Here is a 22,206-nt window from a genome sequence, read left to right as displayed (position 1 = left end):
TCTGGGCGGAGAGGGTTACGACTGCCTTAGTACTGTGTGGGAGCAGGGACGGCAGAAGACGGATTCACCTGGGTTGGTGACGTTGACGGCACCGTGGTGGCAGCCCCACCGCTCGCCTGAACCGGTACTGCCGTTTGCTGTACAGGGACCAGCGTCAGGTCAGCTTTTGTCCCCCCCTGATTGATGACCGTCTGCACGGTATCAGTAATGAAGACCAGTTTGTCATTAACCGTAATTGCCGCACTTAGCAGAATACGGGCGTTAGGTTGAATATCAGCCGGGTTAAACGGTAATACAAAGCTGAATGGCGCTTGTTTACCTTCAGTACGGACCGCTTTTTGCGACAGCACTTTTGACGGCGCATCGGCCAGTGAAGCATCTGACAGCGTTACGGTCAGCACCGCATCAGGTGGCAAGGCCACTTTCTGGCGGATCCATACTGTACCGGAGACATTAGGCTGCTGAATTTTAGACTGTGTGTCAGCAATTGACGTATTAGGGCTTGGCGCAGGTGTCTGAATATCCGCGCTTTTATCGGCGCAAGCTGCCAGAGCGACCGCAACCGCTAAACCACTTACCATGTGCACGAGTTTCATTAAATTCTCCTTTTCATCTATGCACCAGCGAGAACTTTCCTCGCCAGAAGAGTGGTTAACAAAAACATAACGTGACTAAGTGTGGCACAAGATAGCTGTTTTTGCCTGTAATAGGCCTTTAATTCAGACAATTGCACCCATCGGACCACTTTCAAAATTGCGTTATACTCTGCCTACCTCGCTGCGAGAACGATATAACCTGGAGAGCACGTATGAGTCTGGCGCTGAAAAATTTGCTGACATTGTTAAATCTGGAAAAAATTGAAGAAGGACTCTTTCGGGGCCAAAGTGAAGACTTAGGGTTACGTCAGGTTTTTGGGGGACAGGTTGTCGGTCAGGCGCTATATGCCGCAAAGGAAACCGTACCAGAAGAGCGTCTGGTCCACTCCTTTCACAGCTACTTTTTACGCCCCGGCGATAGCCAAAAGCCCATCATCTATGATGTAGAAGTCCTGCGTGATGGTAATAGCTTCAGCGCGCGCCGCGTTGCCGCAATCCAGAATGGTAAACCTATTTTTTACATGACAGCCTCTTTCCAGGCGCCGGAAGACGGATTTGAACATCAGAAAACCATGCCGGATGCGCCGAGTCCCGATGAGCTTAAATCAGAAACAGAAATTGCCCGCTCAGTGGCGCATTTGCTGCCGCCGCTGTTGAAAGAAAAATTTATCAACGATCGTCCATTGGAAGTGCGTCCGGTTGAATTTCATAACCCCTTAAAAGGTCACGTCGCACCTCCGGCGCGCCAGGTTTGGATCCGCGCAAACGGCGAGCTGCAGGACGATCTGCGCGTCCATCAATATCTGCTGGGTTATGCTTCAGACCTGAACTTCCTGCCTGTTGCGCTGCAGCCGTACGGAATTGGTTTCCTGGAAAAAGGGATTCAGATCGCCACCATTGACCACTCCATGTGGTTCCATCGTCCGTTCAATATCAATGAGTGGTTGTTGTATAACGTCGAGAGTACTTCGGCCTCCGGTGCCCGGGGTTTTGTACGCGGGGAGTTTTATACGCAGGACGGCGTGCTGGTCGCCTCTACCGTGCAGGAAGGGGTAATGCGTAATCGTAATTGAGAATTACCGGATGGCGGCGCAAAAGCGTTGCCATCCGGCAGATTGAAACATCAAGCGTTGTAAGCGTTCTCGCCGTGGCTGTTCACATCCAGACCTTCGCGTTCCTGCTCTTCCGGTACACGCAGACCCACCGTCATATCCGCCAGCTTATAGCCAATGAAAGCCACCACACCGGACCAGACGATGGTAATCGCCACGCTTTCCAGTTGCACCAGCAGCTGATGCCCCATGGTCACGCCCTCGGCAAAGCCCACGCCGCCCAGAGAGCTGGCAGCGAACACCCCGGTCAGGATGCAGCCGACAATGCCGCACACGCCGTGCACGCCAAACACATCACACGGATCGTCCACGCGCAGAATACGCTTCAGGATGGTCACACCCCACAGGCCAGCCAGTCCCGCAACGACACCAATAATCAGCGCGCCGCCGACACCAATATAGCCACATGCCGGTGTTACCCCCACCAGACCCGCAATAGCACCAGAACACGCGCCCAGCAGGGACGGTTTGCCACGCAGCGCCCATTCACCGAAGATCCATCCGAGGATGGCTGCGGCGGTGGCGACCACGGTATTGACGAAGGCCAGTGCGGCAATCTCATTCGCCGTTCCCGCTGAACCGGCGTTAAAGCCAAACCAACCAATATAGAGAATAGCGGTACCGGTGAAGACCATCGGCAGGTTATGCGGTTTAAAGGCTTCTTTGCCAAAACCGACGCGTTTGCCAATCAGATACGCACCAACCAGACCGGCAATCGCCGCGTTGATATGCACGACTGTTCCGCCGGCAAAATCCAACGCACCGTGGGAAGCCAGCAAGCCGCCGCCCCAGACCATATGGGCAATGGGGATGTACGACAACGTTAACCATACCACTACAAAAATCAGCACCGCAGAGAAGCGAATACGTTCAGCCAGCGCCCCGACAATCAGCCCAACGGTGATGCAGGCGAAAGAACCCTGAAAAGCAACGTGAATGTACTGGTAGAAGCTCCCCGTGACCGCCGTCAGCGCGATGTTCTTCAACAATACCCAGTTGAAGTTGCCGAAGAAATTATTCCCTTCGCCAAATGCCAGTGAGTAGCCATAAACCACCCATAGAATACAAACCAGAGCGAATGTCACCGTCACCTGAGTCAGCATCGACAGCACGTTCTTACCGCGAATCAAACCGCCGTAGAACAACGCAATGCCAGGGATAGTCATAAACAGCACCAGCGCGGTACAGATCATCATAAAAGCGTTATCTGCTTTATCCGCAACCGCCGGTGCCGCCATTGCCAGTCCCGGCAGTAGCGCCAGTGAAGCAATACCTGTTTTCATCGTTGCTATCTTCATTTTTTGGTTTCCTATCACTGTGTGCCAGAAGTTACAGTGCGGCTTCGTCGGCTTCGCCGGTACGAATACGAATCACACGTTGCAGCTCGGCGACGAAGATTTTGCCGTCGCCAATTTTTCCGGTGTATGCCGCTTTACTGATGACATCAATCACGCCATCCAGTTGGTCGTCGGCAATCGCCACATCAATCTTCACCTTTGGCAGAAAATTGACGCTATATTCAGCCCCACGGTACAGCTCAGCATGACCTTTCTGTCGGCCAAAGCCCTTCACTTCGGTGACGGTCAGCCCCTGAATACCAATAGACGACAGTGCTTCACGGACGTCTTCCAGTTTGAACGGTTTGATTACCACGGTAACCAGCTTCATAGATCCCCTCCAGTCAGAATTCAGTAGTGGCTGCAGATACACGAGAGGAATATTGCAAGGGGTGTGCCAGGAATGAAAAACGCGGAATAATTCAGGCTTGCAGGGTATTGCTGGGGGAGAAAAAGAAAAAACGCACTATGACGGTGCATAGTGCGTTACATTTTTGCACCAGATTGTTGATTGCCGGATGGCGGTGTAAACGCCTTATCCGGCCTACAAAACCGCGTTGACCGTAGGCCTGATAAGCGCAGCACCATCAGGCGATAACCGAATCCTCATGTGCGCTGGCCGCCAGCTCTTCACCCGCCAGTTGAAGCTGATACATCTGCCAGTAACGGCCTTGCGCCGCCAGTAGTTGCTGGTGCGTACCACGCTCAACCGCCTGCCCGCGATGCAGCACCAGAATGGTATCCGCATCGACAATCGTCGATAACCGATGTGCAATCACTACCAACGTGGTGTGTTCACGTACCGCCGCCAGCGCGTGCTGAATGGCCTGTTCAGTACCGGAATCAATACTGGCCGTGGCTTCATCGAGGATCAGTACCTGCGGCGTTTCCACCAATACCCGCGCCAGCGCCAGCAGCTGTTTCTGCCCAACGGAGAGATTATTGCCCTGCTCGCCCAGCCGGGTATGGATCCCCTCGCTCAGCCCCCGCGCCAGTGCTGCCAGTTGCACAGTCTCCAGAGCCTGCCATACCCGCTCTTCTGAGATATCACGACCCAGCGTGACGTTTGCCAGGAAGGTATCCGCCATCACCACCGGATCCTGCTGCACCATCGCGATGCCCTGACGTAACGCACTGTGGCTCAGAGAAGACAGCGGACGTCCGTCAAGGCGGATTTCGCCCTGCGTCAACGGGTAGTAACCCATCAGCAGACTGGCCAGCGTACTTTTGCCGCTACCGGTGTGTCCGACCAAGGCTACAAAGCTGCGCGAAGGCACGGACAGACAGATATTTTGCAGCACCAGATTGTCGTCACGATAGGCAAATGAAACGTTATCCACCTCAATGTCCCCGCTCTTCAGCGGTCGATCATCGTCACCATAGCGCTGACGAGGCCCGTCCATCAGTTCGAACACTCGCTCGCCGGCGACAACCGCCTGCTGTAGCATGGATTGCTGGGTGGTCAGCTCGATCAGCGGCTCGTTCAAACGACCGAGGTAGCTGATAAACGCGTACAACACGCCAACCTCAATGGAGCTGCCAGAGGTAAAGCTGAACAGCATCAGCAAACCGCAGAGGATCAGCGCCGAGAAAAGGCTCAGCAGCGGGCGCAGCAAAAAGCCATCCAGTCGCAGGGTTTGCATACGCGCCATATAGTGCGAGCGGCTGGCCTCCCCCATTCTCTCGCCAAATCGCGCCTGCTGGCGGAACTGCTGGATAACGCTCATGCCGTTGATGACTTCGTTAAAGCCATCGTTAATATCCGCCAGATAAGCGCGCACCCGACGCACAATCGGGGTGCTGTAGCGTTGATAAATCACCATCACCACCATCACCGCCGGGAAAATGGCCATCGCCACCAGCGCCATACGCCACTCGAGGCTGAACATCGCCACCAGCATGGCACCGATTAAGGCCGCGCTGCGCAGGACCGTTGCGACCACCGTCACGTACAGGTCGCGAATAACTTCGGTGTCATTGGTCACACGTGAGATAAGCTGCCCGACGGGCTGAGTATCAAAGGCGCTGAGCGGCTGGCGTAGCGCAGCGTCCATTACGTCAGTGCGTAACTGTTGTACGACGCCAACCGCCGCCTGGTTAAACAACAACGACTGCGCGTAATGCAGGCCTGCCGCCAGCAGTTGCAGACCGACATAGGCCGCAACCAGCCCGACAACCATCGCCAACGGCAGATTGTTCTTCGCCACCATGTTATCGATAAAATAGCTAATCAACAGCGGACCGCTGACTTCCGCCGCAGCCGCCACCCACAGCATAACTACCGCAATCGCCAACTGTTTTCGCCATGGTGAACCATACGCCAGCAATCTTTTCAGGGTCGGCCATAGTTGCCCAAAACTACGCATTAGCCGCCTCCTCGTTTATTTCTGGCGCATCAGACAGTGCCGCTTCCAGTTGCTGATAGCGGTACATATCGCGATACCAGCCGGGCTGTTGCACTAAAGATTCATGCTCACCGCGCTGGGCAATATGCCCATGCTGCATCACGATAATCTCGTTGGCTTCCGTCAGAGCCGATAAACGGTGGGCGCTGATAATCACGGTTCTGCCTTCGCCCCACTGACGCAGGTTATGCAGGATCTGATGCTCGGTACGACCATCTACCGCCGATAACGCATCATCCAGAATCAGGATTTCAGCATTCAGCAGTAGCGCTCGGGCGATAGAAATACGCTGTTTTTGTCCACCAGACAGCATCACCCCACGTTCGCCCACTTCGGTGTCATAGCCCTGAGGAAGACGTAGAATATCTTCATGAACGCTGGCAAGGCGCGCCACATGCTCGATCTCTGCCTGGGTGGCCTGCGGGCGTCCTAAGGCGATGTTATTGCCGACGGTATCGGAAAACAGGAATGGCGTCTGGCTGACAACCGCCAGTCGGCTGCGCCAGCTATCCAGCTGTAAGCGCGTTAATGGGATATCATGAAAGCGTACATCGCCTTGGGTGATATCAAAATGACGCTGGATCAGCGACAGCACCGTACTTTTCCCCGCGCCGGTCGGACCACAGATGCCCAGCATCTGCCCTGGTTTAAGCTGAAAATTCACATTTTCCAGCGCCGGGTGGGTGGTTTGCGGGTAACAAAATTCGCGAATCGCTACCGCCAGCTCGCCGCGTCCTTCCGGCACCAGTTCAGTACCGTCATCCACTACCGGCGCTTCTGCCAGCATGGCGCGAATTCGGCTATACGCGGCGCTGCCGCGCTCGACGATGTTAAACATCCATGCCAGCGCCAGCATCGGCCAAATCATCAGACCGAGATACATCATAAAGCTGGTGAGCTGGCCGAGCGTCAGCGAACCGTGAACCACCATCCAGCTTCCCCCGGCAATCGCCAGCAGGTTAGCCATCCCAATGGCGATATAAATCGTGGGATCAAAGCGGGCGTCAATGCGCGCCACGCGCAGGTTTTTCTTACCTGTATCTTCAGCATCAGCGGCAAATAATGCCGACTGCCGATCCTCCAGACCAAAGGCCTTGATCATACGAATACTGGTCAGGCTTTCCTGAGTACGATCGTTGAGGCTGGAAAACGCCGCCTGCGCCAGCTTAAAGCGGTTATGGAGTCGATCACCGTAACGTTTGATCATTATCGCCATCACCGGCATCGGCAGCAGCGCAATCAACGTAAGTTGCCAGCTTATCTGCGTTGACATCACGATCAGCACCGCACATCCCATGACCAGCGAATCTACCAGCGTCAGTACGCCTTCCCCGGCGGCGAATACCACGCGGTCAACATCGTTAGTTGCACGCGCCATCAGATCGCCCGTGCGGTGACGCAGATAAAACTCTGGATGCTGACGACTCAACTGACGGTAATAATCTTCCCGCAGCTCAACTGCCAGTTGGTAGGATGCGCCAAACAGCAGCACGCGCCAGACATAGCGCAGTAAATAAACCACCACGGCGATCAGAGCAATGGTTCCCACCCACATCAGCAGCCGCTCGGTGGTGAAGCGTTGTGTCGTTACGCCATCCACAATGATCCCCACCACTTTCGGCGGAATAAGCTGAAGGATAGCGATGATGATAAGCAGGGCCACCGCCCCGAGGTAGCGACGCCACTCCCGGCGGAAGTACCAGCTTAATTGAGCAAATAATCGCACGCGTTATGTCCTGACAAAATTTCCGGCAATAAGCGCCGGGAGAATTATTCAATAGGGAGAGCAGTTGTGTATTTAATCTGTTCCATGGCAAAGCTGGAGGTGACGTCAGACAGGCCCGGTACGCTGTTCACCAGGCGCTTATAAAATTCATCGTAGCTTTTCATATCAGCGACCTGCACTCGCATCAGGTAATCATACTCCCCTGCCATACGCCAGAACCCCAGAACCTCGGGCATTCCGGTCACTTCAGTGACAAAGCGGCAATACCATTCGCTGCTGTGATGCTGAGTTTTGATCAGCACAAACGCGGTTAAGCCCAGCCCCAGTTTTTCCGGATCCAGCAAGGCGACTCTGCCCAGCAGAACACCGTCATCCTCGAGCCGTTTGAGGCGTTTCCAACAGGGAGTGGTAGTCAGATTAACGGCATCTGCTAACGCCTGCAAAGAAAGGGTGCAGTCCTGTTGCAGTAAGCCAAGCAGCTTACGGTCAATTTTGTCTAGCATATCCACTCCACAGAGAAGAATTTTCTACTTACATTCTATTTTAAAGGCTAAATGGCAACAATTTTTTCCGTGCTTTTCGCTATTCTGGGCACAAAATGACAAATGGATATTTATTAATGATGAATAGCTCCTGGGTTAAAAACGCCATCAATGAAATCAACGCGGATTATCAGCGTTCTGCAGATACACATCTCATTCGTCTGTCGCTACCGGCGTTTCCGGGCATTCAGATCTATTTAAAAGATGAGAGCACGCATCCGACCGGGAGCCTGAAGCATCGTCTGGCGCGCTCACTGTTTCTGTACGGGTTGTGCAATGGCTGGATCAAAGAAGGCACCACCATCATTGAATCATCGTCCGGTTCAACGGCGGTATCTGAGGCTTATTTCGCTCGACTGTTAGGGCTGCCGTTTATTGCCGTCATGCCTTCCTGTACGGCGAAACGTAAAGTTGAACAGATTGAATTTTACGGCGGTCGCTGTCATTTCGTGCAAAGCGCCTGCGAAATCTACGCGGCCTCTGAACAATTGGCGCGTGAACTGAACGGTCATTACATGGACCAGTTCACTTATGCTGAGCGCGCCACCGACTGGCGTGGCAATAATAATATTGCCGACAGCATCTTTCGTCAGATGCAGTGCGAGCCCAATCCCGTTCCCCGCCATATCGTGATGAGCGCTGGCACCGGCGGCACCTCAGCAACCATTGGCCGCTATATCCGCTGTCAGGGCTACGATACTCGCCTGATGGTAGTGGATCCGGAGAATTCGGTTTTTCTGCCCTTCTGGCAGGATCGCGATGCGACATTGCGCAGCCCGGTAGGAAGCAAAATTGAAGGTATCGGGCGTCCGCGCGTAGAACCCTCTTTCATTCCTGACGTGGTCGATGAAATGCTGCGCGTGCCGGATGCCGCCAGCGTGGCTACCGCGCACTGGCTGGAAACGCAGTTGGGTCGTAAAGTCGGTGCCTCAACCGGCACTAACATGTGGGGAACGCTGCAACTTGCCGCGCGCATGCGCAACGCCGGAGAAACCGGTTCACTGGTGACGCTGCTCTGCGACAGCGGTGAACGCTATCTGGAAACCTACTACAACCCGCAATGGGTTGACGCGCACATCGGTGATTTAACGCCGTGGAAAGCGGAACTTGCCCAGTTGCTGAATACACACTAAGCAGACAAAAAAAAGCCAGACGCGAAGTCTGGCTTGCTGGAAGGGATCTCTCATTCGGGGGAATAAGGTAGATGCGGATTGTCCAGCCAATGCGTCAAAAAGTGTGACACCGCCTGATTACGGCAATGTCCAATCACCGATAAATGAGGCAGTTCAGCCATCAGTTGCGGCATTGCGTTACCCATAATCAGGCCGCGCCCAACGCTGCCTAACATTTCGCGATCGTTCATAGCATCACCAAACGCCATACACTCGGACATTGAATATCCTAAGTGGTCACTCAACACCGCCAGCGCGGATCCTTTGTTACAGCCCAGCGGCAGTACCTCAAGGCAATCAACCGCGGAGAAACAGAGATTCGCCTGTTCTCCCAGCGCTTCATTCAGTTGAATGCGCAACTGGATCAGAGACTCATGATCGCCGCAGAAACAGATCTTCGTTACCTGATGAGCCGGAATACGTTTCACATCGACGATCTGGTAGCGAAATCCGCTATACACATGCGCCTGTAGCAGCGAGGGGATCTCTTGTCCGGTAAACCAACCGTTGTCATTAAAGACATGCATGCTGGCGGTGGTATCCCATTTCTGATGTAACACGATATCCGCAACATTCGGATCCAGATCCTGACGGTGCAACACATCGCCCTCAAGAGAGTGAATGCGCGTGCCGTTACCGGTGATCAAAAAGGCGTCCAGTGAAATAGAACCCAAAATGTGGCGCATTTCCAGCACATGGCGGCCAGTGGCAAATGTCAGGGTGATATCGCGTTCACGCAGGCGCGCCAGCGTTGAAAGCGTTTCGTCACCTAAATGGTGATTCGGCATCAAAAGGGTGCCATCCATATCAAATGCAGCCAGACGAGCCATTTCTTTCTCCACACTGTGACGCGGTTAACTTGTGATTCAGTATCACCTGAGATATACGGAAGTAATAGTGAATAGATAAAATAAATTGTTCCGGGTTTATATGAGATTGTTGAATCGCCTGAACCAGTACCAACGCCTGTGGCAGCCTTCGAACGGCGAACCGCAGTCGGTGACCGTCGGGGAACTGGCCGAACGCTGTTTTTGCAGTGAGCGCCACGTGCGTACCCTGCTGAAGCAAGCGCAGGATGCTGGCTGGCTGGAGTGGCACGCCCAATCTGGGCGTGGGAAACGCGGGCAATTACGCTTTTTGGTGACGCCGGATTCCCTACGCAACACCATGATGGAACAGGCGCTGCAAAAGGGAGAACAGCTTAGCGTGCTGGAACTCGCTCAGTTAGCACCGGGAGAATTAAGAACGTTGCTACAACCGTTTATGGGCGGCCAATGGCAAAACGACACGCCAACCCTGCGTATCCCCTATTATCGCCAGCTTGACCCTTTGCACCCTGGATTTCTCCCCGGCCGCGCGGAGCAACACCTTGCTGGACAAGTTTTCTCTGGCCTGACCCGATTTGACAGCACTACGCAACGTCCCTGTGGAGACTTAGCCCACCACTGGAATATCTCCGCTGACGGCCTGCGCTGGGATTTCTATATTCGTTCCACCCTGCATTGGCATAACGGCGATACGGTAAGCAGCACGCAGCTACATCAACAGTTGCTGAAGCTGTTAGAGTTACCTGCGCTGAATAAGCTATTTATCAGCGTAAAGCGCATTGAGGTTACGCATCCCCAGTGTCTGACCTTTATTCTGCATCGTCCCGACTTCTGGCTGGCGCACCGTCTGGCGAGCTACAGCAGTCACCTGGCGCATCCTGAGCACCCGTTTGTGGGTACCGGCCCGTTCCGGTTGACACTGTTTACTCCTGAGCTGGTGCGTATCGAGAGTCACGATCACTACCATCTGAGTCATCCGCTGCTAAAAGCCATTGAATACTGGATAACCCCGCAGCTCTTCTCCCAGGATTTGGGCACCAGCTGCCGCCATCCGGTGCAAATTGCGATTGGTAAACCCGAAGAGTTACCTATGCTAAGCCAGGTAAGCAGCGGCATCAGCCTTGGTTTTTGCTATCTCACACTCAGAAAAAGCGCGCGCCTGAATACGCAGCAGGCTCGTCGACTGGTCGATATTATCCACCGTTCTTCCCTGCTACAAACGCTTGAAGTGGATGAAAATCTGATCACGCCGAGCAATGCGCTGCTGCCCGGATGGAGTATCCCGCAATGGGATGAACTCGACGAGGTAGCATTACCGGAAAAGCTGACGCTGGCTTATCATCTGCCGGTAGAACTTCACGCTATGGCTGAACAGCTTTGCCATGCGTTGGCTCTGCTCGGCTGTGAATTAACGCTTATTTTTCATAATGCTAAAAACTGGGATGGCAATCATCCCCTAGCCCAGGCTGACCTGATGATGGGCGACAGGCTGATTGGTGAAGCACCTGAATATACTCTCGAACAGTGGCTGCGCTGCGATCAGCTCTGGTCACATGTATTGAATGCGCCAGCATACACACATTTGCAAACGACCCTGGATGCCCTACAAATCCAGGCCGATGAGGACGATCGCCACGCGGCTTTACAACAAGTTTTCGCCACGCTAATGCATGACGCTACCCTGACGCCACTGTTCAATTATCACTATCGCATCAGCGCGCCACCAGGGGTGAACGGCGTACGCCTGAATCCTCGTGGCTGGTTTGAGTTTACCGAAGCCTGGCTGCCACCTCCTTCAGCGTGAAGAAGCTGGTCGGCGACACGCCCAGGCGCTACCATAAGGGCTTCGTTATTTTGTCAGGAAAAGCCATGAAACGTGCCGTTGTTGTATTCAGTGGAGGTCAGGACTCCACGACTTGTCTGGCGCAAGCGCTGCATCAGTATGATGAAGTGCACTGCGTGACCTTTGATTATGGTCAGCGCCATCGCGCTGAGATTGATGTCGCACGTGACCTGGCCTTAAAACTTGGCGCACGCGCGCACAAAGTGCTTGATGTCACGCTGCTCAGTGAACTGGCTGTCAGCAGCCTGACCCGCGATAATATTCCGGTACCCGATTATGAACCGGATGCGAACGGCATTCCCAATACCTTTGTGCCAGGACGCAATATTCTGTTCTTAACGCTGGCAGCAATTTACGCGTACCAGGTGCAGGCAGAGGCTGTCATTACCGGCGTTTGTGAAACGGATTTCTCTGGATACCCGGACTGTCGCGATGAGTTCGTCAAAGCCCTGAACCATGCCGTAAGCCTGGGGATGGCGAAAGATATTCGCTTTGAAACCCCACTGATGTGGATCGATAAAGCCGAAACCTGGGCGCTGGCTGATTACTGGGGCAAGCTGGACCTGGTACGCGAAGAAACACTAACCTGCTATAACGGCATCAAAGGTGACGGTTGCGGTCACTGTGCGGCGTGTAATCTGCGTGCCAACGGCCTGAACCATTATCTGGCGGATAAACCGGGAGTGATGGCGGCAATGAAGCAGAAAACCGGCCTGAAATAATTGAGCGAATAGTGCCGGATGGCGGCGTAAACGCCTTATCCGGCCTACCGACAGCATTCATCGTACACAATATCGCCCGTAGGCCTGATAAGCGAAGCGCCATCAGGCAACGTTGAGCTACTGCACCATCTGCTCCAGTTTTTCGCGTAACTCCCCTTCCAGCGGCAGCGCTTTTTGCGTTTTCAAATCAATACAGACGAAGGTAATCAACGCGTCGGCCACTACCTGCCCTTCCGGCTCCAGGGTAATAGTCTGGTTTAACACCCCGCTTTTGCCATTTAGCTGTTGCACCTGACTAGTGATGGTCAGCAGGTCGCTTAGCACCGCTGGACGACGGTAGTTAATATTTATATTCACGACCACAAAAGCGATGTTATGTGCAGTCATCCATTGAAAGCTGTCGCTGTTTTCCAGACCATCCCAGCGGGCTTCTTCCAAAAACTCGAGATAGCGGGCGTTGTTGACGTGCTGATAGACATCAAGATGAAAACCACGGACTTTGATTTGTGTTTGCATAGCGCAGGAACCTTACGTTTTTATAGGAATATATTCAGGGTAGTGAGGCCATAACTGGTATGACCTCTCTAGTCTGGCAAATTTTCAGCGCTGTGCAAGTTATTAAAGTGTTAAAACTGCCAAATTACGCTCCACCAGCGAACTGCCCATACCCGGCACCTGCTTTAAGTCCTCCACCGTTTTAAACGGTCCGTACTCCTCACGATAGCTCACAATCGCCTGCGCTTTCTTCAGACCTACGCCATTCATGACTCGCGCTAAATCCTCCGCAGAAGCGCTGTTGATGCTTACCCTGGTGCCTTCATCGTCGCTTGCTTTAGCGGGCAGTGTGGCTTTGCTTTGTGCCGTCCCTGAATTTTCCGCTTTGGTTTGAGTCGCCTGGCTTTTGGCGACAGGATCAGCCGCCAATACAGTTTGGGCCATACCAGCGCAGGTCAATGAAAGAGTGATAAGCAGGGCTTTGATTCCATGTTTCATACTGTTTTCTCCTTGTTTGTTAACAGTGGAATCACGATAGCGAGGTGCAGAACGGCAGACAAATGGCAAATATCAGAAATGGAAAAGGCCGCGAAAGCGGCCTTTGGTAGATACAACTTTTTGCAATTTTTTGCGAACTGCCTCGGTTATTGCTGCTGTTCCAGCGCATCACCGATTTTAATTTTTGCGGCTTTACGCAGGTTGCTCATCAGCGCTTCGAAGACAATCTGCGCGTTGTTCTGAGTGATCCCCTGAACCATCGCTTTCTTCTGCGCTTCAGGCATAGAACCGGCTTTCACCTCGTCCAGCGCCAACAGAACAACGTTACCCTGCATGTCGTTCGCTACGCCGTAGCTCGGCTTGTCTTTCGCCGGCAGGCTCAGACCAAAGGCAGCCTGGCTCAACGGATCCTGACCCGTACGGCTCAGCGTTTTTGCCTCGCCAAAGCTCAGACCCGCAGCTTTCATCGCTTCATCACCTTTACCGGCTTTCAGATCCGCCAGCAGTTTATCGGCATCAAGCTTCGCCTGCTGCTCTGCTTTATTGTGCTTAACGAGCGCAGTTACCTGCTCTTTCACTTCAGCCAGTGGCTTCACGGCTTCAGCTTTGTGCTCTGCAATACGCAGCACGAACGCGCGATCGCCATCCACGGTGATGATATCGGAGTTACTGCCAGGTGTACCGTTCTCGCCAACCAGACCACCATTGAAAATGATGTCAGCGACTGGTTTGAAATTCAGTTCTTCCGGCAGGCTGTCACGGCTAAACCAGCCCGTTTCAACCGCTTTCATACCTGCTGCCTGCTCTGCACCCGCCAGAGATTCGTTATCGTTGCTGGCCGCATCGCTGACTTTCTGTTGCAGCGCATAGTAGGCATCCAGCGCTTTTTCCTGCTTCACTTTTGCCGCAATGTCGTCACGGGCTTCGCTCAGCGGTTTAACCTGTGCAGGCTGTACGTCGTCAAGACGCGCAACGAGGAAACCAACGGAAGACTTAATTACGCCAGACAGTTGGCCTTTTTCTTTCAGACCGGCATTTTTCAGCTCATCCGGGGTGGTTGAATCTTCCAGCCATCCCATATCGCCGCCTTTACGGGCAGAGATGATATCGGCAGATTTTTCTTTCGCCAGCGCAGCAAAGTCACCGCCTTTATTCAGCTCGTCCAGTACCGCTTTGGCTTCATCTTCAGTTTTGGTCTGAATGATGCTATAGCGGTTACGCTGCGGCTGAGTGAACTGATCCTGATGCTGGTCATAGTAAGACTGAATATCAGCATCGCTGGCCGTCTCCTGCATAGCAGCAGCATCCAGCTTGATGTAGCTCACGCGGAACTGTTCCGGCGTCATAAAGTTGTTTTTATTCTGCTCGTAGTAGCTGGCAACTTCCTGCTCGGTAACAGACTGCTTCGCGGCCAGTGCGTTAACGTCAATCGTCGCCTCGCGCACGATCCGCTGCTGTGCGACCAGCGCCGCCAGTTCGTCCGTTTCGCCTTTCAGCATAAAGTCCGTACCGGCAACACCGTTAATCAGCTGCTGGGTAGTAAGCTGATTACGTAATGCCTGAGCGTACTGGTCTGCAGTCATGCCCATCTGATTAACAATTGCGTTATAGCGGTTGTTATCAAATTTACCGTCGACCTGGAAAGCAGGCGTGGCAAAAATAGCCTGTTTAATCTGATCGTCGCTGATGTTGAGCTTAAGCTCGCGGGAATACTGATCCAGCAGCGCTTCGTCAACAAGACGATTCAGCACCTGCTGACGCAGCGTTTTCATGTAACCTTCGTTCGCGGCCAGCTCGGAGTATTGATCGCCCAGCTGTTGCTGCATGCGGTTACGTTCGCTGTTGAACGCATTCTCGAACTGCCCGCGGCTGATCTCCTGGCCATTCACTTTGGCGGCGAAGTTATTGCCCCCGCCAATCAGGTAACCACTCACGCCGGTCAAAATGAACGACACGATAATGATACCGAAAATAATCTTGAGCACGAGACTGTTAGCAGCCGTGCGTAAGCTGTCCATCATGGTGTAACCACACTCCGCTGTAGATGACTATACGCGTTATCTCTAAAGCCGCCTGCGCGTTGACACAACAACGGCGGCAAGGATTTTGAGTATATATGCTTCACGCAGCATAGCGTTTCCTGAACGCTGCGCACAAAGGCCTATTGTGACAAGAAACAGGGGTAATTGTCAGCCCACAACACGTAGAAAGTACCGGAATTACAAATAAAAAAGGCACATCAGTCGATGCGCCCTTGTACTTCGTCACATCCCCAAAGGGGAAATCACTTAGTTTACCGCGTCTTTCAGTGCTTTACCTGCACGGAAGCCCGGTACTTTAGCCGCGGCAATGGTGATCTCTTTACCTGTTTGCGGGTTGCGACCAGTACGGGCAGCACGCTCTTTAACGGCAAAAGTACCAAAACCTACCAGCGCTACGTCATCACCTTCTTTCAGAGATTCGGTAACAGAAGCAATAATTGCATCTAACGCACGTCCAGCCGCAGCTTTAGAGATATCAGCCCCTGCAGCAATTTTGTCGATCAGTTGAGATTTATTCACTCTTCTCTTCCTCTTTATAATTTATATCGCACCTGAATCCTTCAAAGTGCGACCGCGCAGCAGTTATATCAGGCCTGCCATGCCCTTACAACACCCGTTAATGATGGCAAGCCTAATCCGTCATCTAAATTAGCTATACAAAAAAAGGCTGGCAAGCCCGAAATGGCCTGCCAGCCCTGTTTTTATTAATGCTCTTTGCGCGAGGTCACTATTTTGCCGTCACAACCTGCATTCCAGAGGGTTCATTTTGCAACGCAAGAGCCAGAACTTCCTCAATGCGTTTCACCGGATGGATGTCCAGATCGGCAATTACGTTATCCGGAATCTCTTCCAGGTCACGTTTGTTCTCATCAGGAATTAAGACCGTTTTAATACCGCCACGGTGTGCCGCCAGCAGTTTTTCTTTCAAACCACCGATTGGCAGAACCTGACCACGCAGGGTGATCTCGCCGGTCATCGCCACGTCGGCGCGAACCGGGTTACCGGTAAGACAAGAAACCAGCGCGGTACACATGGCAATACCCGCACTTGGGCCATCTTTCGGCGTCGCTCCTTCAGGTACGTGAACGTGAATGTCGCGTTTTTCGTAAAAGTCCGGATTAATACCCAGTTTTTCCGCACGCGCACGTACCACGGTCAGTGCAGCCTGAATAGATTCCTGCATGACTTCACCCAGAGAACCGGTGTAGGTCAGTTTACCTTTACCCGGTACGCAGGCGGTTTCGATGGTCAACAGATCGCCGCCCACTTCCGTCCACGCCAGGCCGGTTACCTGACCAACGCGGTTTTCGTTGTCCGCGCGGCCATAATCAAAGCGCTGTACGCCCAGATAGTCGTGCAGATTATCGCCATTGATCTCGATATGTTTCAGCGACTTGTCGAGCAACAGCTGTTTCACCGCTTTACGGCACAGTTTGGAGATTTCGCGCTCCAGACTACGCACGCCCGCTTCACGGGTGTAGTAACGAATAATGCCTACAATGGCGCTATCGTCGACCGTCAGCTCACCTTTTTTCAGCGCGTTACGCTCAATCTGTTTCGGCAACAGGTGACGTTTTGCAATATTCAGCTTCTCGTCTTCGGTATAACCGGACAGACGGATCACTTCCATACGATCCAGCAACGGCGCCGGAATATTCATGGAGTTAGAGGTCGCAACGAACATCACGTCGCTGAGATCGTAGTCCACTTCCAGGTAGTGATCGCTGAACGCCACGTTCTGCTCTGGATCCAGCACCTCAAGCAGTGCGGAAGCCGGATCGCCACGCATGTCGGAAGACATTTTGTCGATCTCATCAAGCAGGAACAGCGGGTTTTTAACACCCACTTTAGCCATTTTCTGGATCAGTTTACCCGGCATAGAACCGATATAGGTCCGGCGGTGACCGCGAATTTCAGCCTCATCACGCACGCCGCCCAGCGCCATACGGATGTATTTACGCCCGGTCGCCTTGGCGATGGACTGCCCCAGAGAAGTTTTACCTACCCCCGGCGGCCCAACCAGACACAGGATCGGCCCCTTGATTTTATTCACACGGCTTTGGACCGCGAGATACTCAAGGATACGATCTTTGACGCGTTCCAGACCGTAATGGTCGGTATCGAGGATTTCCTGCGCCTGACGCAGGTCTTTTTTGACCTTGCTACGCGCATTCCACGGTACCTGAACCATCCAGTCGATGTAGCCACGCACTACGGTCGCTTCCGCCGACATCGGAGACATCATTTTCAGCTTCTGCAGTTCCGCTTCCGCTTTCTCTTTTGCCTCTTTCGGCATTTTCGCCGCGTCGATCTTACGCTTCAGCGCTTCGTTTTCGTCCGGCGCATCGTCCATCTCGCCGAGCTCTTTCTGAATAGCTTTCATCTGCTCGTTCAGATAGTACTCACGCTGGGATTTTTCCATCTGCTTTTTCACGCGGTTGCGAATGCGTTTCTCAACCTGCAGCAGATCGATTTCAGACTCCATCATCGCCATCAGATATTCCAGACGTTCGTTAACGTCGGACATCTCCAGCACGGACTGTTTGTCAGCCAGCTTCAGCGGCATGTGCGCAGCGATGGTGTCCGCCAGACGTGCAGGATCGTCGATGCTGTTCAGCGACGTCAGCACTTCTGGTGGGATTTTCTTGTTCAGCTTGATGTAACCTTCGAACTGGCTGATAGCAGTACGCACCAGCACTTCCTGTTCGCGCTCATCAATAGCAGGCGAGTCAAGGTACTCTGCTTTCGCAGAGAAATGCTCGCCGTTGTCAGACAGCGCTGAAATACGCGCGCGCTGTAACCCCTCGACCAGCACTTTTACGGTGCCGTCAGGCAGTTTCAGCATCTGCAAAATAGAGGCCACGGTCCCGACGGTGAAAAGATCGTTTACACCCGGCTCATCCGTTGACGCTTCTTTCTGTGCGACCAGCATGATTTTTTTATCATGGTCCATAGCCGCTTCCAGACAACGGATAGATTTTTCCCGCCCTACAAATAAGGGTATGACCATGTGCGGATAAACCACCACATCGCGCAACGGCAATACGGGGATTTCAATGCGTTCAGAACGCTCAGGATTCATAGAGCTCTCTCTTAGTTTAGTTTCCGCCAGGTAATCAGGTGGTACGACTGTGCTTCACACCACCTTTAACATGTATGTCAGTATATGGGGATGTTTCCCACACATTCAACGCCATGTTTACGGAAAAATAAAAGGGGAGATAAAATCCCCCCTTTTTAATTAAATGTCTGTATGAATTGATGAATTATTCGCCAGATGCCTGCTGTGCTTCCGGCTTACCGTAAATCAGCAATGGCTTGCTCTGGCCGCCAATCACCGACTCGTCGATCACCACTTTTTCGACGTCTTCCATAGAAGGCAGATCGTACATGGTGTCAAGCAGCGCGGCTTCGACGATAGAACGCAGACCACGGGCACCGGTTTTACGCGCCATCGCTTTCTTGGCGATCGCATCCAGCGCTTCCTCACGGAACTCCAGATCAACACCTTCAAGATTGAACAACGCCTGGTACTGCTTGGTCAGGGCATTTTTCGGCTCTTTGAGGATCTGAATCAGCGCTTCTTCACTCAGTTCGCTCAGGGTTGCCACAACCGGCAGACGACCGATGAACTCAGGGATCAGACCAAATTTGATCAGATCTTCCGGTTCGACCTGCGACAGCAGTTCACCTTCGCTGGCTTTATCAGACTGCGCTTTTACCGTTGCGCCAAAACCAATGCCGGAGCCAGTTTCAACACGATTAGCAATCACTTTATCCAGACCGGCAAAGGCACCACCGCAGATAAACAGGATCTTGGAGGTATCAACCTGCAGGAATTCCTGCTGAGGATGTTTACGACCACCCTGCGGCGGAACGGCAGCAACCGTACCTTCGATCAGTTTCAACAGCGCCTGCTGTACGCCTTCGCCAGAAACGTCACGGGTAATGGACGGGTTATCAGACTTACGAGAAATCTTGTCGATTTCATCGATATAGACGATCCCACGCTGTGCTTTCTGCACGTCGTAATCGCACTTCTGCAACAGTTTCTGAATAATATTTTCAACATCTTCACCCACATAACCGGCTTCGGTCAGCGTGGTGGCGTCGGCCATAGTGAACGGAACGTCCAGCAGGCGCGCCAGCGTTTCAGCCAGCAGCGTTTTACCGGAACCCGTCGGGCCAATCAGCAGGATGTTACTTTTGCCCAACTCAACCCCATTGCTGGTGTCGCCGTTGCGCAGACGTTTGTAATGGTTGTATACCGCGACCGCCAGCACTTTCTTCGCCTGCTCCTGACCGATAACGTAATCGTCCAGGTGGTTGCGAATTTCATGTGGCGTCGGCAGCGCACTGCGTTCACGGTGCGGTGCTACTTCCTTAATCTCTTCGCGAATGATGTCGTTGCATAAATCAACACATTCGTCGCAGATATACACGGATGGACCGGCAATCAGCTTACGCACTTCATGCTGGCTTTTGCCGCAAAAAGAGCAGTACAACAATTTGCCCGAGCCATCTTTGCGTTTATCTGTCATGGGTCAAAACCTCTTCTTTGTTCTTTGTGCCGCACACGACGACGCAAATGCCATTCTCAGGCGCAAGACGCTAGTCAGCGTTGTGCCGCTCCAGGTAATTATAGCGGCACACCTGCGCACTGGGCATTAATTACGATGGGTCAAAATCGAGTCGACCAGACCGTACTCTACCGCTTCAGAAGCGGAGAGGAAGCGATCGCGCTCGGTATCACGTTCAATCTGCTCAAGAGATTGACCCGTATGATGCGCCATAAGTTCGTTCATGCGCCCTTTTACCTTCAGGATTTCACGGGCATGAATTTCAATATCCGTTGCCTGGCCCTGGTAACCGCCCAGAGGCTGGTGGATCATGACGCGAGAGTTAGGCAGGCAAAAACGTTTGCCTTTCGCCCCGGCGGTCAGCAGGAACGCCCCCATTGAGGCCGCCTGGCCCATACAAATGGTGCTGACGTCCGGCTTAATAAACTGCATGGTGTCATAGATAGACATCCCGGCAGTGATCACTCCACCAGGGGAGTTGATGTACAGGTAGATATCTTTTTCTGGGTTTTCTGCTTCCAGGAACAGCATCTGCGCCACGATCAGGTTAGCCATATGGTCTTCGACCTGGCCGGTCAGAAAAATGACGCGTTCCTTAAGTAGACGAGAATAGATATCAAAAGAGCGCTCACCACGTGAGGTCTGTTCAATGACCATCGGCACCAGCGCCATATGGGGTGCAAAGTTATCTCGTTCGCCGCTGTATGACATTTCCGTCTCCTGGATAAAATTTGAAAAAACCTGCTGTGCTGATTGTAACCTTATGGACGGATTATCAGCTAGTCCCTCAGTAATGGGTACGACATCGCCATAATTCAAGCATAACAATCTTTTGTTGTAACGCTAACACTGAAACGCTGTTTTCGCACTCTTCCCATGCAAAATGCGTGACAAAAAAAAACCCGCCACCAAAAGGTGACGGGCTTGCGTACGAAATTCGTGCTAAAAAAGCGACGAATTACGCCTGCTGGTTCATCAGCTCGTTGAAGGAAGTGGCTTTTTCAGTCACTTTCGCTTTCGCCAGAACGGCTTCAACAGCCTGCTCTTCCAGAGCGACGTTACGCATGTTGTCCATCAGCTCTTTATTTTTGCTGTAGAACTCAACCACTTCTTTCGGATCTTCGTAAGCAGAAGCCATCTCTTCGATCAGGCCTTTAACGCGATCTTCGTCAGCTTTCAGTTCGTTGGTGCGAATCACTTCGCCCAGCAGCAGACCAACAACTACGCGACGCTTAGCCTGTTCTTCGAACAGTTCACGCGGCAGTTCCAGAGCTTGTTTCTCGTTGCCGCCGAAACGCTGTGCAGCCTGACGACGCAGAACGTCGATTTCGCTGTCGATCAGCGCAGCCGGAACGTCGATGTCGTTAGCTTTTACCAGACCTTCGATCGCCTGAGACTTAACGCGGTTACGCACAGCGCCTTTCAGCTCGCGTTCCATGTTTTTGCGTACTTCAGCGCGCAGACCTGCTACGGAACCATCTTCAACGCCGAAACGTTTGATGAATTCTTCAGTCAGTTCCGGCAGTTCGCGTTCTTCAACTTTCTTCAGGTTGATAACGAACTTAGCTGCTTTACCTTTCAGGTTTTCAGCGTGGTACTCTTCCGGGAAAGTCACGTCGATAGTGAACTCTTCGCCAGCTTTGTGGCCTTTAACGCCTTCTTCAAAGCCTGGGATCATACGACCCTGCCCCATCGCCAGTACGAAGTCAGACGCTTTGCCGCCTTCGAACTCTTCGCCGTCTACAGAACCGGTGAAGTCGATGGTTACACGGTCTTCTGCATCAGCAGCGCCGTATTTGTCTTTCCAGGTAGCCTGCTGCTTACGCAGGGTATCCAGCATCACGTCAACGTCAGCGTCGGTGACTTCAACAACCGGTTTTTCAACTTCGATTGCTTCCAGACCAGTCAGCTCAACTTCCGGGTAAACTTCGAACTCTACCGCGTAAGTAAAATCTTCACCCAGTTTGTATTCGCCCGGAACGTAGTTCGGTGCGCCAGCCGGATTGATTTTTTCTTTGATGATCGCGTCAACGAAGTTGCGGCTCATCAGATCGCCCAGAACGTCCTGGCGAACAGATGCGCCATAACGCTGAGCAACAACATTCATCGGTACTTTTCCTTTGCGGAAACCGTCAATACGCACTTTCTTCGCTACGTTGACCAGCTCGCTTTTCACAGCGGTCTCGATGCTGTCAGCAGCGATAGTAATCGTTACACGGCGGCCAAGGCCTTGAGTGGTTTCAACTGAAACTTGCATCTTGTTACCTCAAAAAATCACAGTGCTCGGTCAACTCTTCTCCGCAAGCACA

19 protein-coding genes are annotated in these 22,206 nt (G+C 52.8%); 4 read left to right on the top strand and 15 right to left on the bottom strand.

Annotation, left to right across the window (positions count from 1 at the left end; translation table 11 throughout):
- Positions 1 to 26: 26 nt before the first annotated feature.
- Entirely contained in the window at positions 27 to 596 is a 570-nt protein-coding gene (locus tag OGV98_RS15175; RefSeq protein ID WP_003021666.1) for a YbaY family lipoprotein, read from the bottom strand.
- Positions 597 to 808: 212 nt separating this feature from the next.
- On the opposite strand from OGV98_RS15175, the gene tesB reads away from it, so the two are divergent.
- Positions 809 to 1,669 carry an acyl-CoA thioesterase II gene (gene tesB / locus OGV98_RS15170; protein WP_003835934.1) on the top strand — a complete coding sequence of 287 codons (861 nt, stop codon included), beginning with the start codon at positions 809 to 811 and terminating at the stop codon, positions 1,667 to 1,669.
- Positions 1,670 to 1,719: 50 nt separating this feature from the next.
- On the opposite strand, the gene amtB is transcribed toward tesB, so the two are convergent.
- The 5 genes from amtB to OGV98_RS15145 all read right to left on the bottom strand — a co-directional run bounded on the left by amtB (position 1,720) and on the right by OGV98_RS15145 (position 7,679).
- Positions 1,720 to 3,006 carry an ammonium transporter AmtB gene (gene amtB, locus OGV98_RS15165; protein WP_003835936.1) on the bottom strand — a complete coding sequence of 429 codons (1,287 nt, stop codon included), beginning with the start codon at positions 3,004 to 3,006 and terminating at the stop codon, positions 1,720 to 1,722.
- A gap of 31 nt (positions 3,007 to 3,037) precedes the next feature.
- Positions 3,038 to 3,376: a P-II family nitrogen regulator gene (gene glnK, locus OGV98_RS15160; RefSeq protein ID WP_003021657.1), complete on the bottom strand. Its 339-nt coding sequence runs from the start codon at positions 3,374 to 3,376 to the stop codon at positions 3,038 to 3,040.
- 256 nt (positions 3,377 to 3,632) lie between these two features.
- The gene (locus OGV98_RS15155) at positions 3,633 to 5,411 is read right to left on the bottom strand and encodes a SmdB family multidrug efflux ABC transporter permease/ATP-binding protein (protein ID WP_071698334.1); all 1,779 of its coding nucleotides are present in this window, start codon (positions 5,409 to 5,411) and stop codon (positions 3,633 to 3,635) included.
- Positions 5,404 to 7,176 carry a SmdA family multidrug ABC transporter permease/ATP-binding protein gene (locus OGV98_RS15150; RefSeq protein WP_016149705.1) on the bottom strand — a complete coding sequence of 591 codons (1,773 nt, stop codon included), beginning with the start codon at positions 7,174 to 7,176 and terminating at the stop codon, positions 5,404 to 5,406. The genes OGV98_RS15155 and OGV98_RS15150 overlap by 8 nt, the downstream gene beginning before the upstream one ends.
- Before the next feature lie 44 nt (positions 7,177 to 7,220).
- Positions 7,221 to 7,679, bottom strand: coding sequence for an Lrp/AsnC family transcriptional regulator (locus OGV98_RS15145; RefSeq protein WP_003021649.1), 459 nt, complete (start codon positions 7,677 to 7,679; stop codon positions 7,221 to 7,223).
- A 116-nt stretch (positions 7,680 to 7,795) separates the two neighbouring features.
- Here OGV98_RS15145 and OGV98_RS15140 point away from each other — a divergent pair, with 116 nt between their 5' ends.
- Positions 7,796 to 8,851 carry a PLP-dependent cysteine synthase family protein gene (locus tag OGV98_RS15140; protein ID WP_016149704.1) on the top strand — a complete coding sequence of 352 codons (1,056 nt, stop codon included), beginning with the start codon at positions 7,796 to 7,798 and terminating at the stop codon, positions 8,849 to 8,851.
- A gap of 50 nt (positions 8,852 to 8,901) precedes the next feature.
- Here the strand turns inward: OGV98_RS15140 and cof are convergent, their stop codons facing one another.
- On the bottom strand, positions 8,902 to 9,720 hold the full coding sequence (cof, locus tag OGV98_RS15135) for an HMP-PP phosphatase (protein ID WP_003021643.1): 819 nt from the start codon (positions 9,718 to 9,720) through the stop codon (positions 8,902 to 8,904).
- 100 nt (positions 9,721 to 9,820) lie between these two features.
- Between cof and OGV98_RS15130 the strand changes: the two genes are divergently transcribed.
- On the top strand, positions 9,821 to 11,521 hold the full coding sequence (locus tag OGV98_RS15130) for an SgrR family transcriptional regulator (RefSeq protein WP_032936972.1): 1,701 nt from the start codon (positions 9,821 to 9,823) through the stop codon (positions 11,519 to 11,521).
- 65 nt (positions 11,522 to 11,586) lie between these two features.
- A complete protein-coding gene (gene queC / locus OGV98_RS15125; protein WP_003835948.1) occupies positions 11,587 to 12,282 on the top strand; it encodes a 7-cyano-7-deazaguanine synthase QueC in 696 nt (231 codons plus the stop codon).
- 117 nt (positions 12,283 to 12,399) lie between these two features.
- Here the strand turns inward: queC and fadM are convergent, their stop codons facing one another.
- The 8 genes from fadM to tig form a co-directional block, all read right to left on the bottom strand.
- Positions 12,400 to 12,798: a long-chain acyl-CoA thioesterase FadM gene (fadM, locus tag OGV98_RS15120; protein ID WP_003021636.1), complete on the bottom strand. Its 399-nt coding sequence runs from the start codon at positions 12,796 to 12,798 to the stop codon at positions 12,400 to 12,402.
- Between the two features lie 102 nt (positions 12,799 to 12,900).
- Positions 12,901 to 13,275 carry a helix-hairpin-helix domain-containing protein gene (locus OGV98_RS15115; RefSeq protein WP_003847573.1) on the bottom strand — a complete coding sequence of 125 codons (375 nt, stop codon included), beginning with the start codon at positions 13,273 to 13,275 and terminating at the stop codon, positions 12,901 to 12,903.
- A gap of 146 nt (positions 13,276 to 13,421) precedes the next feature.
- Positions 13,422 to 15,296: a peptidylprolyl isomerase gene (gene ppiD, locus OGV98_RS15110; protein ID WP_016149702.1), complete on the bottom strand. Its 1,875-nt coding sequence runs from the start codon at positions 15,294 to 15,296 to the stop codon at positions 13,422 to 13,424.
- Positions 15,297 to 15,563: 267 nt separating this feature from the next.
- Positions 15,564 to 15,854 carry a nucleoid-associated protein HU-beta gene (hupB, locus tag OGV98_RS15105; RefSeq protein ID WP_219352570.1) on the bottom strand — a complete coding sequence of 97 codons (291 nt, stop codon included), beginning with the start codon at positions 15,852 to 15,854 and terminating at the stop codon, positions 15,564 to 15,566.
- 190 nt (positions 15,855 to 16,044) lie between these two features.
- Entirely contained in the window at positions 16,045 to 18,399 is a 2,355-nt protein-coding gene (lon, locus tag OGV98_RS15100; RefSeq protein ID WP_003021627.1) for an endopeptidase La, read from the bottom strand.
- 184 nt (positions 18,400 to 18,583) lie between these two features.
- The gene (gene clpX, locus OGV98_RS15095) at positions 18,584 to 19,858 is read right to left on the bottom strand and encodes an ATP-dependent protease ATP-binding subunit ClpX (RefSeq protein WP_003831013.1); all 1,275 of its coding nucleotides are present in this window, start codon (positions 19,856 to 19,858) and stop codon (positions 18,584 to 18,586) included.
- Between the two features lie 126 nt (positions 19,859 to 19,984).
- Entirely contained in the window at positions 19,985 to 20,608 is a 624-nt protein-coding gene (clpP, locus tag OGV98_RS15090) for an ATP-dependent Clp endopeptidase proteolytic subunit ClpP (protein ID WP_003021624.1), read from the bottom strand.
- A 247-nt stretch (positions 20,609 to 20,855) separates the two neighbouring features.
- Positions 20,856 to 22,154 (bottom strand): trigger factor, encoded by a 1,299-nt coding sequence (gene tig / locus OGV98_RS15085; RefSeq protein WP_202580720.1) that lies wholly within the window; start codon positions 22,152 to 22,154, stop codon positions 20,856 to 20,858.
- Positions 22,155 to 22,206 lie beyond the last annotated feature (52 nt).

Source organism: Citrobacter sp. Cf136 (genome assembly GCF_030333815.1).
In the GTDB taxonomy this organism is placed as follows: Bacteria; Pseudomonadota; Gammaproteobacteria; order Enterobacterales; family Enterobacteriaceae; genus Citrobacter; species Citrobacter freundii.
The sequence above is the reverse complement of the archived record's forward strand: the minus strand, read 5'-3'. Positions and strand labels throughout refer to the sequence as shown.